This is a genomic window from Kribbella qitaiheensis (assembly GCF_014217565.1).
Lineage (GTDB): Bacteria > Actinomycetota > Actinomycetes > Propionibacteriales > Kribbellaceae > Kribbella > Kribbella qitaiheensis_A.
Map to the genome: position 1 here is coordinate 2446401 of NZ_CP043661.1, position 17638 is coordinate 2464038.

16 protein-coding genes and 1 pseudogene are annotated in these 17638 nt (G+C 67.8%); 6 read left to right on the top strand and 11 right to left on the bottom strand.

Features of this window, described 5'->3' with window-relative positions:
- Positions 1 to 29 precede the first annotated feature (29 nt).
- Both F1D05_RS11135 and F1D05_RS11140 read right to left on the bottom strand, forming a co-directional pair.
- Entirely contained in the window at positions 30 to 1334 is a 1305-nt protein-coding gene (locus F1D05_RS11135) for an MFS transporter (RefSeq protein ID WP_185447402.1), read from the bottom strand.
- Positions 1335 to 1346: 12 nt separating this feature from the next.
- The gene (locus tag F1D05_RS11140; protein WP_185447404.1) at positions 1347 to 2081 is read right to left on the bottom strand and encodes an SDR family NAD(P)-dependent oxidoreductase; all 735 of its coding nucleotides are present in this window, start codon (positions 2079 to 2081) and stop codon (positions 1347 to 1349) included.
- A gap of 146 nt (positions 2082 to 2227) precedes the next feature.
- Here F1D05_RS11140 and F1D05_RS11145 point away from each other — a divergent pair, with 146 nt between their 5' ends.
- Complete coding sequence (locus tag F1D05_RS11145; RefSeq protein WP_185447406.1) at positions 2228 to 4486, top strand: FdhF/YdeP family oxidoreductase; 2259 nt, start codon at positions 2228 to 2230, stop codon at positions 4484 to 4486.
- Positions 4487 to 4711: 225 nt separating this feature from the next.
- Here F1D05_RS11145 and F1D05_RS11150 read toward each other — a convergent pair whose 3' ends face one another.
- The gene (locus F1D05_RS11150; RefSeq protein WP_185447408.1) at positions 4712 to 6901 is read right to left on the bottom strand and encodes an MMPL family transporter; all 2190 of its coding nucleotides are present in this window, start codon (positions 6899 to 6901) and stop codon (positions 4712 to 4714) included.
- 390 nt (positions 6902 to 7291) lie between these two features.
- Entirely contained in the window at positions 7292 to 7828 is a 537-nt protein-coding gene (locus F1D05_RS11155; protein ID WP_185447410.1) for a M48 family metallopeptidase, read from the bottom strand.
- A gap of 512 nt (positions 7829 to 8340) precedes the next feature.
- Between F1D05_RS11155 and F1D05_RS11160 the strand changes: the two genes are divergently transcribed.
- Both F1D05_RS11160 and F1D05_RS11165 read left to right on the top strand, forming a co-directional pair.
- Complete coding sequence (locus F1D05_RS11160) at positions 8341 to 8499, top strand: DUF5679 domain-containing protein (RefSeq protein WP_012922897.1); 159 nt, start codon at positions 8341 to 8343, stop codon at positions 8497 to 8499.
- Between the two features lie 169 nt (positions 8500 to 8668).
- On the top strand, positions 8669 to 9979 hold the full coding sequence (locus F1D05_RS11165; RefSeq protein WP_185447412.1) for an ABC1 kinase family protein: 1311 nt from the start codon (positions 8669 to 8671) through the stop codon (positions 9977 to 9979).
- A 22-nt stretch (positions 9980 to 10001) separates the two neighbouring features.
- Here F1D05_RS11165 and F1D05_RS11170 read toward each other — a convergent pair whose 3' ends face one another.
- The gene (locus F1D05_RS11170; RefSeq protein ID WP_185447413.1) at positions 10002 to 10169 is read right to left on the bottom strand and encodes a hypothetical protein; all 168 of its coding nucleotides are present in this window, start codon (positions 10167 to 10169) and stop codon (positions 10002 to 10004) included.
- A gap of 90 nt (positions 10170 to 10259) precedes the next feature.
- On the opposite strand from F1D05_RS11170, the gene F1D05_RS11175 reads away from it, so the two are divergent.
- On the top strand, positions 10260 to 10832 hold the full coding sequence (locus F1D05_RS11175; protein ID WP_185447415.1) for an NUDIX hydrolase: 573 nt from the start codon (positions 10260 to 10262) through the stop codon (positions 10830 to 10832).
- Between the two features lie 393 nt (positions 10833 to 11225).
- Here the strand turns inward: F1D05_RS11175 and F1D05_RS11180 are convergent, their stop codons facing one another.
- Complete coding sequence (locus F1D05_RS11180; RefSeq protein WP_185447417.1) at positions 11226 to 12242, bottom strand: alcohol dehydrogenase catalytic domain-containing protein; 1017 nt, start codon at positions 12240 to 12242, stop codon at positions 11226 to 11228.
- Between the two features lie 8 nt (positions 12243 to 12250).
- Positions 12251 to 12946: an SDR family oxidoreductase gene (locus tag F1D05_RS11185; protein ID WP_185449107.1), complete on the bottom strand. Its 696-nt coding sequence runs from the start codon at positions 12944 to 12946 to the stop codon at positions 12251 to 12253.
- A 14-nt stretch (positions 12947 to 12960) separates the two neighbouring features.
- On the opposite strand from F1D05_RS11185, the pseudogene F1D05_RS11190 reads away from it, so the two are divergent.
- Positions 12961 to 13347, top strand: a pseudogene (locus F1D05_RS11190) (LysR substrate-binding domain-containing protein); the annotation flags it as partial.
- A gap of 109 nt (positions 13348 to 13456) precedes the next feature.
- On the opposite strand, the gene F1D05_RS11195 reads toward F1D05_RS11190, so the two are convergent.
- From F1D05_RS11195 to F1D05_RS11210, 4 genes are all read right to left on the bottom strand, one after another.
- Positions 13457 to 13675: a hypothetical protein gene (locus F1D05_RS11195; protein WP_246486596.1), complete on the bottom strand. Its 219-nt coding sequence runs from the start codon at positions 13673 to 13675 to the stop codon at positions 13457 to 13459.
- A 34-nt stretch (positions 13676 to 13709) separates the two neighbouring features.
- Positions 13710 to 13997 carry a WhiB family transcriptional regulator gene (locus F1D05_RS11200; RefSeq protein ID WP_185447419.1) on the bottom strand — a complete coding sequence of 96 codons (288 nt, stop codon included), beginning with the start codon at positions 13995 to 13997 and terminating at the stop codon, positions 13710 to 13712.
- Positions 13998 to 14151: 154 nt separating this feature from the next.
- Entirely contained in the window at positions 14152 to 14346 is a 195-nt protein-coding gene (locus tag F1D05_RS11205) for a hypothetical protein (RefSeq protein WP_185447421.1), read from the bottom strand.
- A gap of 601 nt (positions 14347 to 14947) precedes the next feature.
- Complete coding sequence (locus F1D05_RS11210; RefSeq protein ID WP_185447423.1) at positions 14948 to 17077, bottom strand: ATP-dependent DNA helicase UvrD2; 2130 nt, start codon at positions 17075 to 17077, stop codon at positions 14948 to 14950.
- A 112-nt stretch (positions 17078 to 17189) separates the two neighbouring features.
- On the opposite strand from F1D05_RS11210, the gene F1D05_RS11215 reads away from it, so the two are divergent.
- Positions 17190 to 17429, top strand: a complete 240-nt coding sequence (locus F1D05_RS11215) for a mycoredoxin (RefSeq protein WP_185447425.1) — start codon at positions 17190 to 17192, stop codon at positions 17427 to 17429.
- Positions 17430 to 17638: the final 209 nt, after the last annotated feature.

Below are 17638 nucleotides of genomic sequence, written 5' to 3' on the forward strand. Positions count from 1 at the left end.
CCCACCGCTTCTTCGGACGCAAGCGATTCTCACAGCGTGGTCAGGTCCCGGCGGGAGGTTTCGCCGTACGAGGTGACCGCGACGATGGAGATCACCGCGCAGACGGCGACGTAGATGGAGATCGCGAAGCCGGAGTCGTACGCCTTGAGCAGGGCGATCGCGATGAACGGGGCCAGGCCGCCCGCGATGATCGAAGCCAGCTGGTAGCCGACCGAGACCCCGGAGTACCGGACCCTGGTGCCGAACAACTCGGTGAAGAAGGACGCCTGCGGGCCGTACATCGCGCCGTGCAGGATCAGGCCGACCGTGACGGCCAGCGCCGCCAGCGCGAAGTTCTTCGTGTTCACCAGGGCGACGAAGACGAACGCCCAGATCCCGACGCCGATCGCACCGAACAGGTAGACCGGTTTGCGCCCGATCCGGTCGGACAACGCGCCCCACAACGGGATCGCGCAGAAGTGGATCGCGGCACCGATCAGGACGGCGTTCAGCGCGAACGACTTGTCCAGCTTCAGGTGCTCCTTCGCGTACGTCGCGATCACGATGGTGAAGATGTAGTAGCTGACGTTCTCCGCCATCCGGGCGCCCATCGCGGTGAGCACCTCACGCGGGTACTTGGTGATGACCTCCACGAAGGGCAGCTTGTCGGTCGGCTCCTGCTTGGCCCGCGCCTCCTTGAACAGCGGCGACTCCTCGATCCGCAGCCGCACCCAGAGCCCTACCAGCACCAGTACTGCGGACAGCAGGAACGGGATGCGCCAGCCCCACTTGTCGAACGCAGCGTCGTCCTGGAAGGCGGCCAGCCCAGCCAGTACGCCGTTCGCGATCAGCTGACCGGCAGGAGCACCCGCTTGCGGCCAGGACGACCAGAACCCGCGCCGCTTGGGATCACCGTGCTCGGACACGATCAGTACCGCGCCACCCCACTCACCGCCGAGAGCGAAGCCCTGGATGAGGCGCAGCAGCGTCAACAGCACCGGTGCGAGCGCACCGACCTGCGCGTACGTCGGCAGCAAGCCGATGGCGAAGGTGGCGGCCCCCATCATCAGCAGGGACAGCACCAGCAGGTTCTTGCGCCCCAGCCGGTCCCCGAAGTGACCGAAGACGACACCGCCGATCGGCCGGGCGAAGAACCCGACGGCGAAGGTGGCGAAGCTCAGTAGCGTGCCGGTGAGCTGCTCGCCCTTGGGGAAGAACAGATCCCCGAATATGACGGACGCGGCCACGCCGTACAGGAAGAAGTCGTACCACTCGACGGTGGTGCCGATCAGGCTGGCACCGACCACCCTCGCTATCGGGGTCCTGGTCGTCGCTGCGGTTTCGGTGGATGACATGGCGGGCTCCTTTTAGTGGGCGGTCCAGCCGCCGTCGAGGACGAGTGAACTCCCCGTGAGTGAGGCCGAGGCCGGGCCGCACAGCAGCGCGACCAGCTCGGCCACCTCGGCCGGCTCGATCAGCCGCTTCACCGCGACCGGTTCGAGCAGGACCTTCTCCAGTACTTCCGACTCGGTCAGCCCGTGGGTGGCCGCCTGGTCGGCCAGCTGAGCCGTGACGAGCGGAGTACGGACGTACGCCGGATTCACGCAGTTGCTGGTGACACCGTGGGCCGCACCTTCGAGTGCGACCACCTTGCTGAGCCCTTCCAGGCCGTGCTTGGCAGCGACGTACGCCGCCTTGAACGGGCTGGCCCTGAGGCCGTGGACCGAGGAGATGTTGATTACCCGGCCCCAGCCGCGCCCGTACATGTACGGCAAGGTCTGCCGGATCAGGCGGAACGGCGACTCCAGCATGAGGCGCAGGATGTAGCCGAAGCGCTCCGGCGGGAACTGCTCCACCGGGGCGACCTGCTGTACGCCCGCGTTGTTCACGAGGATGTCTATGTCGGTCGGAAGGCTGCTCAGGCCGTCCAGATCAGACAGGTCGGCTGCTAGCGGTTCGATGCCGTCTGTGGCAAGTGCTGCCACGCCGTCCGCGTCGTAGTCGACAGCGATCACGTGTACGCCGTCCGCGGCGAGCCGGCGGGCGCACGCCGCACCGATGCCGGACGCTGCTCCGGTGACGAGGGCTCGACGGGTCTCCATGGCCGAGGACTCTAGAAATCCCCGCCGCGTCGCACTATGGGCTCGCGGCACACACTCGGGCGGCCTGCTGTGGGCCGAGTGCCCATCCAGCCATTCCGACGCCTATCAAACCTGCTCGTGGTGACAGGAAGATTTATGGTTGAACCATGGTCGATATCGAACATCCGAAGAAGAAGGCCGCCGGCGTACCGGCCGTGCTCTCGTCGTTCAAGTTCGGCTTCCGCGAGATGGGGCCGGTCCGGACCGGCAAAGTCTTCCTGAAGATGAACCAGGACGGCGGCTTCGACTGCCCGTCCTGCGCCTGGCCCGACCCGGACAGCAAGCGCAAGCACGCGGCCGAGTTCTGCGAGAACGGCGCCAAGGCGGTCGCCTGGGAGGCGACCCGCAAACGGGTCCCGCGCGCCTTCTTCGCGGACCACTCGATCGACCAGCTGAACCGGATCTCGGAGTTCGAGCTCGGCAAACTCGGCCGGATCACCGAGCCGATGCTGCTCCGGGCCGGCGCCTCCCACTACGAGCCGGTGGGCTGGGACGAGGCGTTCAAGGTGGTCGCCCGGCATCTGAAGGCTCTGGCCGACCCCGACGACGCCGTCTTCTACACCTCCGGCCGGACCAGCAACGAGGCAGCGTTCCTCTATCAGCTCTTCGTCCGGGCCTACGGCACGAACAACCTGCCCGACTGCTCCAACATGTGCCACGAATCATCCGGTACCGCGCTGACGCGGGTGATCGGCAGCGGCAAGGGTGCGGTCACGCTCGAGATGCTCGAGGAAGCCGAGTTGATCGTGGTCGTCGGCCAGAACCCCGGCACGAACGCGCCCCGGATGCTCAGCCATCTGGAGATCGCCAAGAAGCGCGGCGGCGACATCGTGTCGGTCAACCCGCTGCCCGAGCCGGGCCTGATGAACTTCAAGAACCCGCAGCGGCCGTCCGGCTGGATCGGCAAGGGCACCGCGCTGGCGGATCAGCACCTGCAGATCCGGATCGGTGGCGACCAGGCCCTGTTCCTTGCCGTCGGGCACTTGTTGCTGGAGGCCGAGGCGGCCGCGCCGGGAACGGTGCTGGACAAGGACTTCATCGAGTCGCACACCAGCGGGTACGAGCTGTATGCCAAGCACAACGCGGAGCTGGACTGGGCTGCTGTCGAGCTGGCTACCGGATTGGCCCGGGCCGAGATCGAGGAGTTCACCCAGCGGTTCATCAAGTCCAAGGCGACGGTGATCTGCTGGGCGATGGGGCTGACCCAGCACCGCGAAGCAGTTGCCACCATCACCGAGATCGTCAACGTCCTGCTGCTGCAGGGCAACATCGGTAAGCCCGGTGCTGGTCCGTGCCCGGTGCGCGGCCACTCGAACGTGCAGGGCGACCGGAGCATGGGCATCTGGGAGAAGATGCCGGACGCGTTCCTCGACAGACTGGACGCCGAGTTCGCGTTCAGCTCACCACGGGATCACGGCATCGACTCTGCCGAAACGGTGCAGCGGTTGCGCGACGGCGCAGTACGGGTGTTCTTCGCGATGGGCGGCAACTTCGCGAGCGCGACGCCGGACACGGACGTTGTCCACAGGGGATTGCGCGAGTGCGACCTGACCGTGCACGTGTCGACCAAGCTGAACCGTTCGCACACGGTGACCGGGCGCGAGGCGCTGATCCTGCCGACGCTCGGGCGGACCGATCACGACCACACACCTCATGGTCCGCAGTCGGTGACCGTGGAGGACTCCCAGGGTGCCGTTCACCTGTCCACCGGGAACCTGGTGCCGCCGGCAGCCGAGATGAAGTCGGAGATCGGCATCGTCAGCGGGATCGCCGCGATGGTGGTACCGGAGGTCGGGCAGATCCCGTGGGCGGATTTCGCCGACGACTACAGCCTGATCCGGCAGCGGATCGGGCGCGTCTGCGACGGGTACGAGAATTTCGAGGATCGGCTCCGGGCCAACGACGGCGGGTTCCTGCTCGCGCACGCGGCGCGGGACAAGCGCGAGTTCAAGACCTCTGATGCGAAGGCACAGTTCAGCGCGAACGACCTCTCCTGGCTGCCCACCGATCCTGGAAAGCTGCTGCTGCAGACGATGCGGAGCCACGACCAGTTCAACACGACGATCTACGGGCTGCAGGATCGCTACCGCGGGGTGGACGGCACTCGCGAGGTGGTGTTCGTCAATCCCGATGACCTGAAGGAGCTTGGTCTGAAGGACGGGCAGCGCGTCGACATCGTCAGCGAGTTCAGAGGTGTCGAGCGCCGGGCTGCGGGCTTCCGGCTGGTTTCTTACCCGACCGCACGCGGCTGCGTGGCGGCGTACTACCCGGAGACGAACGTGCTGATGTCCGCCGACGACGTGGCGAAGGGCAGCAACACTCCAGTAGCCAAGGGCCTGACGGTCCGCCTGGAACCGATCAGCTGACCCGAGCGCCTCTTGCGTCCGAGGGGCCGAGGGTCCTGCCCCACGGTTCTTCGGACGTAAGCGCCGGTCAGCTGAAGAACGTGCGGCGCCGCGCCTGCCTCTTGCGTCCGAGGAGGCGAGGGGCCCGCCCACGGTTCTTCGGACGTAAGCGCCGGTCAGCTGAAGAACGTGCGGCGCCCCGCCGGGGGAAGTCCCGCGGCGGGGCGCTAGTACGGGCTGGGGAGATCAGCCGACGGGGGTGAGCTCGCGCTCCTCCTCGGGGGCCGCGGTCGGAGCGGCGTGCTTGGGCTGCTTGCCCCGCATCCACTTCGGAGCCCACCAGTTGGCGTCGCCGAGCAGGGTCATGATGCTCGGCAGGACGACCGCCCGGATGATGGTCGCGTCGATCAGGATCGCGACCGCCAGGCCGACACCGAGCTGCTTCATGTCGAGGGTGCTCAGGGTGGCGAAGACCGCGAACACTCCGATCATCACCGCCGCCGCGCTGGTCACCACGCCGGCCGAACCGGTGATGCCTTCGGCAACGGCCTGCTTGGTCGGCACGCCCCGCAGTACTGCCTCGCGGATCCGGCTGACCACGAAGACGTGGTAGTCCATCGACAGCCCGAACAGCACCACGAAGAGGAACAGTGGCAGCCAGGAGACCACCGCTCCGTTCGACTTGAAGTCGAGGATGCCCTCGGCCCAGGTGTTCTGGAAGACCGCCGTCACCACTCCGTACGCCGCGCCGGCGCTGAGCAGGTTCAGGAGGATCGCCGTGACCGCCACGACCACGGACCTGAACGTCACCATCATCACGATCATCGTCAGCAGCAGGACGAACCCGATCACCAGCGGCAGCTTGGCCCGCGTGTGGGCCGCGTAGTCGACATCGGCCGCCACGAACCCGCCGACGGCGTACTCCACTCCCGGCACCTTGCCGACAGTCTCCGGCATCAGGTCCTTGCGCAGCTTGGTGAGTGAGTCGCGTGCTTGCTGGCTACCACCCTCGTACGGCGTTGCGACCTCGAGTGTGGTCACTGTGCCGTCCTTGGAGACCCGCGGCTCCTCCAGCCCGTCCTGTGCGAACAGCTTGTCGGACTGGGTGCGCTTGACCAGGTCGGCCAGCGCTGCCTGCACTGCAGGCTGCTGGTTGGCAGGAGCCCGTACTGCGACCTCGTGGCTGGTGCCGGTGCTCGGGAAAGCCGCAGTGAGCCGGTCGTACGCCTTCATCACCGCGGTGTCGCGCGGCAGGTCCTCGGTGCCCGGGAACTTCAGTGACATGCCCAGTGCGGGTGATGCGACCGCCAGCAGCGCGGTGACCGAGATCAGCAAGGTGACGACCGGGTGCTTCAGGGCCGGCTTGAGCATTGTCGGCCAGAAGCGCGGCTTGCTCTTGTTCGCCGTCAGGCGCCATACGAGCGGGATCCGCGGCTTGTCGACCCAGCGGCCGAGCTTGGCGAGTACTGCGGGCAGCACTGTCAGCGAACCGACGACTGCCACGGCGACGACCAGGATCGAGCCGACTGCGAAGGACGAGAACACCGCGTCACGGGCAAGGAAGAGGCCGGCCATCGAGATGATTACCGCCGTACCGGAGACCACTACCGCGTGGCCTGAGGTTGCTGCGGCGATCTCTACCGCGTCGACGTGACCGCGACCCTTGGCACGTTCCTCGCGCTCTCGGCGGAGGTAGAAGAGCGAGTAGTCGACACCGACCGCCATACCGATCAGCAGGATGACGCTGTTGACCGCGTCGACCGCTGGGATCAACTGCGAGGCGGCTGCGGAGAGGCCGATGGCTGCGGCGACCGCGGACAGGGCGAGCAGCAGCGGCACCGAGGCAGCGATGAGCGCACCGAACGCGAGTAGCAGGATCGCCAGCGTCACCGGCAGGCTGAATATCTCGGCCCGCTTGAAGTCCTTGCCGAGCGTCTCGTTCAGCGCCTTGTCGATCGACTCGCCGCCGACCTCCTCGACCCGCAGGTTCGGGTACTCCTGCTGGACCTTCGCGGTGGCGTCGAGCAACGGTTGGACCCGGTCGTCGGAGTCGCCGTCCTTCAGGGTCACCCTGACGATCAGCGCTTCCTTGTTCGGAGAGAGCATCGGCTTGGCGACCTCACTGACCCCGCCGAGTGCGCGCATCCGCTGGGTGACGACGCCGGCGACCTTGTCGGCAGCAGCTTTGTCCAGCTGGCCGGAGGGTGCGGTGATCAGCACGCTCTCGACGTCCGGGTCGTCGAAGTTGCCGGACTTCACGATGTTGTCGGCCCGGGTCACCTCGCCGATGTCACCCTCGTTGTCCGACTGCTTCGTGCCCGTCACCGAGCCGAGCGCGAAGCAAGCGATGACGACGGCGACCCACATCGCGATCGCCCGCCACGGATGGGTGGCGCTCCAGCGTGCCGCCCGTACCGTGATCTGTCCCCTGGCCATGGTTCCTGCCCCTCTGCGCCCCCTCGGCGCACCCTCCCAGCCCGGCCCGACGCCGTACTGGCTTCACGGGACTCAGCCTGTGCGACACCAGGGGTTCGCCACCATGCAGGAACCCACCGACTCCACCCTGGTGCTGGCCCCACCCCCACCCCCGGGGTAAACAGCTGAACACCCCGGGGAACCCACCTCGGCACCGGAGCTTGGGGCCGGCTTTCGGGGGTTCGGACAGTACGTCGGGACCTCGGTCAGGAAATAGCTTGTTCACAGTTCCAGGTGGGTGTCCGAGGTCCCGACAACCGCGGGCGGAGCGCGGAGCGCCGGCGCCGGCGCCGGCGCCGGCGTCGGGGGGCGTCCTGGTCCGGAGTGGGTGCGGCGTACGGGGGCGGGGGTTTAGAAGTCGTCGAGGGTGAGGTTGGCGGCGGCGGAGATGCCTTCGAGGTAGCCCTCGGCGCGCTCGGACTTGGGGAAACGGTGGACCAGTTTCCAGAAGGCGGCGTCGTGGGCGGGCTCGATCAGGTGGGCCAGCTCGTGGATCAGGACGTAGTCCACGACCCAGGCCGGCATCGACTGCAGCCGGCTCGACAAACGGATCGAACGGTCCGCCGGAGTACAGGAGCCCCACCGTCTGTTTTGGTTCGAAACCCACCGGACTGACGCAGGTTCGGGCACTTCAGGGAGGTGGCGACACGCGAGTTCGTGTGCTCTGGCCAACAATTTTTCGTCCGACACGCGGGATCTGCTGCGCTGCTTCTCCAGCCGCTGGAGCATGGTTTCGACCCAGCGCGCCTCCTCCACGGCGGACAGCCGGTCGGGCATCAGCACGACCACCCGCTCGCCGTCGCGATAGGCGCTCACGGTGCGCTTCCGCCGCTTGCTGCGGCGGATGTCCACGTACGGCGGGATCGAGCGCGGTGGAGACTCGGCCATAGCTGAGACGCTACCGCACGGAATCTTCCAACTTTCTTCTGTCCACATCCTGTGAATAGACGTTTCCGCAGGTCAGAAGGCTTTTGGCGGGACCGGTGAGGATGTTTGTTCACATCCTGTTCCCCCGGTCGTCCACAGCGTCGATCGGCGTGCCCCACAGCTTGCCCACAGGTTTATCCACAGGGGTGGACAACGTGGGCTTGCCACCGGGACGCCGGCCTGGCAGCGTCTGTTCCAGCAGGCTCCCGGACCGCCTCCGGGGCCGCTCGGAGGGGAAGCCGAGCGGTTCCGAAGGCGGACAACCGGGAGCCTGTTCCGTTTCGCGACGGACCTCGGAAAAGGGTTTCCAGGCGGCACGCGGGCCGGGAGTTGCGCTTGAGCCGCTCTCAGCCTGCCGTAGGGTGAATCCCGATTGGGCCGAACGGCCTACGGCAGGACGGTCTGCCGAAAGCATCCACGACGGCCTGGGGCGCACCGCCCCGGCTGGTATTCAGAGCAAGGAGAGGGCCCTCATGGCAGAGACCTGGAGCGGCGAGTTCTACTGCGTCAAGTGCAAGGCCAAGCGCACCGCCGACGGCGAGGTCAAGGTCAACGACAAGGGCACGCGCATGGCCAAGGCCAAGTGCCCCGAGTGCGGTACGAACCTGAACCGGATCCTCGGCAAGGCCTGACGCACCAAGTCGGAGGGGCGGTGGTGCGGTCTTCGGACCCCACCACCGCCCCTCCGTCGTTCTCCGGGCGCCACGCGACGCGGCCCGGCGCAGTACGAGATCTGGTTGTGCGGCGGCGCGCGGGTGACCCGGCGCGGGATTCACTTGGGTGACCGGACAGAATGGGGATGTGTCAGACCTCCCCCGCAAAGCGCTCAGCCGTACCGCGAAGTTGGCCAGTCTGCCGCTCGGTGCCGCCGGGCGCGCCACAGTCGGTCTGGGCAAGCGGATCGGCGGTGCTCCGGCCGAGGCCGTGATGGCCGAGTTCCAGCGCCGTACCGCGGATCAGTTGTTCTCCGTCCTGGGTGAGCTCAAGGGCGGGGCGATGAAGTTCGGGCAGATGCTGAGCCTGATGGAATCGGCGATGCCCGAGGAGTTCGCGGCGCCGTACCGGGCGACATTGACCAAGCTGCAGGACTCCGCGCCACCGATGCCGGCGTCCACTGTGCACACAATCCTGTCCCGCGAGCTGGGCAAGCGGTGGCGGGACCGGTTCGAGGAGTTCGATGACATCCCCGCGGCCGCCGCGTCCATCGGCCAGGTCCATCGGGGCATCCTGAAGGATGGCCGGGAGGTCGCGGTCAAACTGCAGTACCCGGGTGCCGCCGAAGCGCTGCGGGCCGATCTGAAGCAGCTCGGCCGGTTCGCCCGCACCCTCGGCACGTTCTTCCCCGGGATCGACATCAAGCCGCTCGTCGCCGAGATGCAGGAACGCATCGGCGAGGAACTGGACTACGACCGCGAGGCGCAGGCGCAGCAGCAGTACGCCGACGCCTTCAAGGACCACGACGAGTTCGTCGTCCCGCGCGTCATCAAGCACTCCCCCAGCGTCATCGTCTCGGAGTGGATCGAAGGCAAGCCGCTGTCGAAGGTGATCACCGACGGCTCCAAGAAGGAGCGCGCCGCGATCGGGCTGAAGTACGTCCGGTTCATGTTCAGCGGGCCCAAGTACGCCGGTCTGCTGCACTCGGATCCGCACCCGGGCAACTTCCGGGTGATGCCCGACGGCCGTCTCGGAGTGGTCGACTTCGGGCTCTGCGCGCGGCTGCCGGACGGGCTGCCGTCAGCGATGGGCCGGTTGCTGCGGATCTCCCTCGAGGGCGACGGCGCGGCGGTTTTGGCCGGGTTGCGCGAGGAGGGGTTCATCAAGCCGCGGATGGACATCGACCCGAACCAGTTGATGGATTACCTGGCGCCGTTCGCCGAGCCGGCCCGGGAAGAGACGTTCCAGTTCAGCCGGGCCTGGATGCGGGCGCAGGCGACCCGGACGAGCGACTTCCGCTCGCCGAACGCGTCCCTGGGGCTCAAGATCAACCTGCCGCCGTCGTACATGCTGATCCATCGCGTCTGGATCGGCGGCATCGCCGTGCTGTCGCAGTTGGAGGCCGAGGCACCGTTCCGCTCGGTGCTGGAGGAGTTCCTCCCGGGCTTCGCCGACTAGCCCGTACTGCGTAAGCGCTGGCTCACCACCAGGCGCTGTCGAGCTTTCCCTCGATGCTGCGGACGTTCTCGCGCGCGCAGGCGTCGCAGTACAGGAGCTTGCGCCCGTTCTCGACCGAGGTCATCCAGGTCAGCGGCGCCTCTTCTGTTTCGGCCTGCTGGCCGCACAGTGAGCAGGTGGCGTTCGGCATGCTCCCAGCATGGAGCAAGCGGCTAGTGCACGTGCCTGGGCGCCGCTAGCGCAACGGAACTTCCGACACGGGGCCACTAGTGTCCTGCGCATGCGTTGGCTGGTGCACGGTGAAGAAGTGGTCTGGAGCAGTCCCTGGCTGAGTGTCCGTCGCCTGGATGTCGAGCAGCCGGACGGCAAGCGGGTCGGCTACGACGCAGTCCGGCTGAGCGATGTCGCTGCGGCTGTCGTCACGGACGCCGAGCAGCGAGTGCTGCTGCTGTGGCGGCATCGGTTCCTGACCGATACCTGGGCATGGGAGCTGCCGATGGGGATCGTGGAGCCGGGTGAGGCACCGGCCGACGCGGCGGCTCGCGAGGTCGAGGAGGAGACCGGCTGGCGGCCGGGGCCCCTCACTGCGCTGAGCCGATCGCAGCCGGGCGCCGGGATCATGGACTCGACCCACTACGTCTTCCGGACGACCAGCGCGTCGTACGTCGGGGAGCCTGTCGAGCGGAACGAGTCGGACCGGATCGAGTGGGTGCAGCTGGCCGACGTACAGGGAATGATCGAGCGGCACGAGATCGTCAGCGGGATCACCCTGATTGGTCTACAACAGGCCCTGCTACAGGACGCGGCTGCTGTTGGGCCCGGGCGTCCTGGAGGAGTTCCCGGCGGTAGCTGAGGCTGCTGCGAGTGAAGCGGTCCGTGTTGGCGTCGTAGACAGCCCGACCGAGCTCGGAGCCGAGCGCCTCCCGCGGTACCGCGTCGGCGCCGGCCAGGATGAACTTGAGCACCTCGTCCAGCGCCGCGAGCGCGCCGTCCAGAGCGGACCGACTCCGTACGCCGGATGCCTCGGCGGATGGGCGCTCCGCCTGCTCAGCGGTGTCTGTGGAGGTGACCGGCGCCGCATCGCGGATGCTGCCGGCAGACTTGTTCGACGCCCGTACGGCGGGGCTCGTCGGCGAACTCGGGCTCGTCGAGGCCGCCAGAGAGCGGGAACGTGGCCGCTGGATTCATGGCGACTGCGCTGCAGGCGCGCAACCGCGCCAAGCAGCACAGCCGGACGTCCGGTGGGTCAGGATTGCGGTTGGGTTTGTAGGACGATGCGGAGGTTCGCCTTCGGCTGGTGCTGCCAGGCTTCCTCGGCCTGCTCCAGCGGGTAGGTCTCGATGATCGGCCGGACCCCCTTCAGGACGGCGAAGTTCAAGGTGTCCTCGCTGTCCTGGGCGACCCCGCTGTACCAGCCGGACAGCGACAGACGGCCGTCCGCCAACTCATGGCCGGTGACCTGGATCGGGTCGCCGCCCTCCAGCACGATCAGCTGACCGTTCGGGCGCAGGCCCTTGATCAGATCGGTCTGGAGTTCAGCGCCGGAGACGGTCGCCAGTACTGCGGACGCTCCACCGAGTGCCTTCAGAGCCTCACCCGCGTCGCCCTCGGTGCTGTCGATGTACTCGTCCGCGCCGAGCTGACGGGCCAGCTCCTCCTTGTCCCGACCGCGGTTGATCGCGACGGTCCGGAAGCCCATCTTGTCCGCGAACTGGATCGCCAGGTGCCCGACCCCGCCGACACCCTGTACCGCGACCAGGTCGCCCGGGCCGGCGTGAGAGTGGCGGAGCGCGTTGAAGGCGGTGATCCCGCCGCACATCAACGGGGCCGCCTCCTCGAAGGTCAGTCCCTCGGGGATCCGGGCGACCGCGTCCTGCGGCGCGACCATGTACTCGGCGTACCCGCCGTCGTACGACGTACCGACGATCGTCCGGCTGACGCAGTTGGTGAAGTCACCGCGCCGGCAGTACTCGCAGGTGAAGTCGACGCCACCGGACCAGCCGACGCCGACCCGCTGGCCGACCTGCCAGACCTCGACCCCCTCGCCGATCGCGTCGACGACACCGGCGATCTCGTGGCCGGGCACCCGTGGCAGCTTGGTGCCGAACAGGGCGTTGCGGGGAATGGCGTCGCCTCCACAGATGCCGCAGGCCTGCACCTTGACCCGGATCTGCCCCGGCTGCGGCTCCGGAATCGCCATATCGGTCACCACGAAAGGTCCACCGGCCTGCTGAACCTGAGCCGCACGCATCGTCGCTGTCATTTCTCTCCTCAGTGCATTCCGCCGTCGGCCACCAGTTGCTGGCCGGTGATGAGTCCGGCATCGTCGCCGGCCAAGAAGGCCGCGATGCCCGCCACGTCCTCGGTCGTGCCCAAGCGCCCGATCGGAACCATCGCGATCAGGCCCTTCTTGTACTCATCGTTCGCCGGGTCGGTGAAAATCCCCGCGCCGTCGATCGGCCCCGGGACGATGGTCTTCACGGTGATGCCCCGCGGCCCGAGTTCGAGCGCGAGCACCCGGGCGAGATAGCCGGTGGCCACCTTGCTGGTGCCGTACAGCCCCACGCCGACCTGCGGGACCGTCGTGGTGTTCGACGAGATCGTGATGATCCGGCCGTTGTCGGCGATCCGCCGGGCCGCCTCGCGCAGGACGAAGTACGGGCCCTTGGTGTTGACCCGGAACAGCAGGTCGAAGTCCTCCTCGGTCACGTCGGTGACCGGGATGTTCACCTTCTCCATACCCGCGTTGGCGACCACGATGTCGACCTGGCCGAACGCCTCGATCGTCGCGTCGTACAGGCGCTCGATGCCGGCCAGCTCCGACACGTCGGCGGCGACCGTGATCGCCTTCACCCCGAGCGCCTCGGCGGCCGCCTGGACCTCGTTCGCCGCGGTCTCGTCGCGCGAGTAGTTGACCACCACGTTCGCGCCCTGCGCGGCCAGCCGGAGCAGGATCGCGCGGCCCAGCCGCGCTCCCGCCCGGCCACCCGCTGTCCGAGCGGACCTCGCTGACGACCGCGGATCTCGCCGGCGTCCCCGTGATCGGTCCCCGCGACGGGATGCCCGAGGCGGTGGTGAACTTCTGGTTCATCGATCCCCGTCCCGATGGCAGCCGGGCGGTCTTCGGACCCCAGGCCCGTACGCCGGAGGAATGCCTCCACCTGGTCGCGGCCGGTCACGGCTGCTGGATCGCGCCGGCTTCGACGGTGACGTACTTCGCCCATCCGCGGCTGGTCTGGCTCCCGCTGGTGGACGCGCCGCCGAACGTGCTGGCGCTCATCTGGTCGCGCGACAGTACAAATGCGTACCTGCCGCTGCTCCTCCAGGAGACCCGTCGCATCGCGGTCTCTTGTACGCCGGCCAGCTGAGCCTTTGCTCTGCCCGGACATGCCGAGGAGCGGCATCCGGGTGGATGCCGCCCCTCGATCGTTCGGGTGGTGCTACCGGCGCCTGGTCAGAAGTGCCGGAGGTGGTGGATCAGACCAGCCGGGCGAGGGTGAGGCGTGCCTTTGCACTGGCCCTCGCCGCGCGACGGGTGGCCCGCTCGGCCTGCTTCTGTGCCCGGGCGATCTGGGTCGCCAGGTGGAAGCGCCGGTTCTGCTCCGCGTCGTTCAGTTTGGAACGACAATGAGCACGGGCGAGATCTTCTTGAAGTAAATGCATTTCAACTCTCCTGGGTGAAGTCTGGGTTTTCATGGTTCTGAGTCTCGATTCGGGATGGGTTAGGTCGTCAGGCGGCAGTAACGGTGTCGCACTTGCGAGGGCGGCCACGGGGCCGCTTGCGCGCAACGACAACACCCTGGACGAACAGTTCGCCTCCCCACACTCCCCACGGCTCGGAACGCTCAAGCGCTCCGGCCAGGCACTCGGCCTTCAGCGGGCAGGTGGTGCAAAGAGACTTTGCGTGCTCGACGTCCGCCGGGGATTCGGCGAAGAAGAGTTCTGGCGCGTAGGACCGACAGGGCAGGTCCTGCGACGTTGCAACCTCGTTGAATGCATCGAGGAAGCTAACGCTCATTCCGGTCACCTCCTAGTGACTGTCGTGCTGTTCTCTTGCTGCCTTCGTCGACCACCCGGATTGGTGGCCGGCAAAATCTGTGTCGGACAAACAAAAGGGCCGCGGGACCCTGGTGAGGGTTCCGCGGCCTTGGAGGTGCCGGCTGACTTTCGTGTCAGACCGGTGGACTCCATGCTCGAGAACCCTGACCGCCGTACTTCGCATCACCCACAGCTCCGCCCTGGATCAGGGCGAAACCGGTGGCCATGAGCACAACGGTCGCGTGCAGACGCGACGGGACGGCACCCTGGATCTGGGCGCACGGCTGCGTGCTGACGCCGAACGGCTTCTTCGCGATGTTCGTGTTCATTTCCAAGGCACCTCCTTCTCGTTGTGTGGCGAAGCGGGCGGTTAGCTCGATCGCTATGGTTTGAAGTTTTCGGTCACACCTCGACCGCAGAAGGAACAGTACGCCGACCTCGTCAGGCCCCGCAAACTATTTAACGCCAGTTTGCAAAGTTGGCCGGAAGTTGCCGCCGCGAGGCCCGGATCTTGCTCCCGGACGCCGTTCCGGCACGCTCCGGCACGCCCCCGGTACCCTCCGGGATCGTTGCCTCTGTCATCTAATTGCCACATCTGCCCTGAGCAGAACAAGACGTCCCAACCATGCGCCTCCAGCCGGCAGGCCCGCAACGAGTTTTCCGCGCCAAGCCCGGCCCGCTGCCCTCAAGGGCAACTCAGTGAGTGGAGGGTCGCACGCCGGAGGAGAACGTCCGGACCGCCAGGCCATCAATAGGGGGTAGTGAAGTCAGGCGTGAGCGCGGGCGCGGGCCGCGGGGCTGCAAAAGGGCGGGTATTGATGGCCTGGCGGTCCGGATCCGCGGCTCGGGGCCGGCACACGAGTCCGGACCGGCCGGACCTCGACGCACGGCGTGCCCGGCCGGGTCGCCGGATAGATCGGGCGGGCGGCTTCAGCGGGTGCAGATGTTGATTACTGGTTCGCCGTACTTCGTGACCTTGGTTCGGCCGATGCCGGGGATGCGGATCAGCTCGCGCTCATCTGTCGGGCGGGTTTCCGCGATCGCGATCAGGGTGGCGTCGGTGAAAATGACGAACGCGGGCATGCCCTCCTCGGCGGCGCGCTCGGCCCGCCATTCGAGCAGGGCGTCGTACAGCTTCTGGTCCATCGAGCCCGGGCAGTCCTCGCAGCGGCCGAGTTTGCGGGCGGCAGCCTCGAGCAGGCCGCGGCCGCAGACGCGGCACTTCGGGATCGGCTTGTCCGAGCGCGACACCCGCGGCGTGGTCGATCGCGGCGACGACGACTCCCACTCGCTCGGCCGGGAGGAGGTGCGGACCCCGATCGGGTCGAGGAACCGGGTCGGCCCGCGGGTGCCGCGGCCACCTGGTGAGCGGGACGTCGACCAACTGACCGACAACTGATCCTTCGCGCGGGTCACCCCGACGTAGAACAACCGCCGCTCCTCCTCGACCTGGGCCGGTGTCTGGGCGTAGGTGATCGGCAGTGTCCCCTCGTGGGCGCCGACGATGAAGACGCAGCCCCACTCCAGGCCCTTCGCCGCGTGCAGGGTGGCGAGCGTGACCCCCTCGGCCAGCGGCGCGTGCTGGATCGACGCGCGCCGGTCCAGCTCGGCCATCAGATCACCGAACCCGGCCTTGGGATTCGCCTTGGCGAAGTCGGACGTCATCGTGACGAGCGCGCTCAGCGACTCCCAGCGATCGCGGACCGCGCCCTTGCCCTCGGGTGGGTCGAGCGTCCAGCCGGCGCCACCGAGGATGCCGGTGACGGTCTCGACCAAGTCGTCGTCGGACGCGCCGCCCGCCTTCGCCTGGCCACGGAGGAGCATCGCGGCCTGCCGGATCTCGGGCCGCTCGAAGAATCGCTCGGCACCCTTCAGTACGGCGGGGATCTTCCGCTCGGCCAGCGCCTGCTCGAAGTTCTCCGACTGCGCGTTGGTACGGAACAGCACCGCGATGTCGCGCAGCGCCGTACCGGAGTCCTGGAGCCGGGCGATCGCGCGGGCGACGGCGTCCGCCTCGGCGACCTCGTCCGGATACTCCCGGTACGTCGGGGTCGGGCCCGCGTCACGCTGGGATCGCAAGGTGACCCGGCCGGGCAGACCGGTCGGTCCGGCCGCGTCGAGCACCTTGTTCGCCACGTCGACGATCTGCGGGGTGGAGCGGTAGTCGCGGATCAGCTTGATCACGGCGGCGGACGGATGGCGCTGGGCGAAGCGGACCAGGTTCTCCGGGTCGGCGCCGGCCCACGAGTAAATGGTCTGAGCCGGGTCGCCGACCACGCAGACATCCTCGCGACCACCCAGCCAGAGGTCGAGCAGGCTCTGCTGCAGGGGCGAGACGTCCTGATACTCGTCGACGACGAAGGTCCTGTACTGCCGGCGGATCTCGGCGGCGACCCGCTCGTCCTCGGCCAGCAGCGCGACCGCGCAGAGCAGCACGTCCTCCAGGTCGATCCGGCCGCGCTCGATCTTGACGTCCTCGTACGCCGCGAAGACGCGCGCGATCGTCGCCGGGTCGAACGCGGCCAGCGCCCGGCCGGACTGCGGCGCGACCTTCGCGTAGTCGTCGGGGCGGACGTTGCTCACCTTGGCCCACTCCACCTCGCCGGCCAGGTCGCGCAGCGCCGGGGTGTCGACCCGGACGCGGCAGCGGTTGGACGCCTCGGTCAGCAACGGGAACTTCCGGTCGATGATCGGTGGCAGCTCGCCACCGAAGACCTTCGGCCAGAACCATCTCGCCTGCCGGAGCGCGGCCGAGTGGAAGGTGCGGGCCTGGACGCCGTTCGTCCCGAGCTGGGCGAGCCGGCCGCGCATCTCACCGGCCGCGCGCTGGGTGAAGGTCACGGCCAGCACCCGGGCCGGATCGAAGGTGCCCGTGCGCACGCCGTACGCGATCCGGTGGGTGATCGCGCGGGTCTTGCCGGTGCCGGCACCGGCCATCACGACGACAGGTCCGTGCAAGGCGGTCGCGACGGCTCGCTGCTCGGGGTCGAGGGCCTCGAGCAGTTCGTCGGCGGACTTGCCTGCGACGGACTGCGTGATGTTACTCACGGACTGAGACATGCGGGAACAGCTCTCCCACCGGAGGGGTTCGGATACAAGGTAGAGCCACCCTAGACGGGCCGTCGGACAGAATCCGCAGCCCGCCGGACAACAGAGACGGAGCAAGCCGACGATGGCGGCATTCACGATGTACTCGACCCCCTGGTGCGGGTACTGCCACCGGTTGAAGGGCCAGCTCAAGCGAGCCGGTATCGAGTTCGCCGAGGTCGACATCGAGCAGGTACCGGACGCGGCGAAGATCGTCGAGAAGGTCAACAACGGCAACCAGACCGTGCCGACCGTGGTCTTCCCCGACGGCACCGCGATGACGAACCCGTCGATCGCCCAGATCGCCGACAAGCTCGTCGCCTAGTCCCCGTACTACGTACGCGGCGCCGCAACCCTGACGGGCAGCGCCGCGCCTCCACGTCGCCGGCGGCTGTCGGGGAGGTCCAGAGGTGGAGACCGTGATCACCAAGTGGGGACCGCGGACAAGGAATAGCCTGACCCAGGTCCCCACGACCTGGTCAAGGCCCACTCCTGGTCAGGTCCCCACTCCCGGTCAGGTCCCTAGGCCCGCAG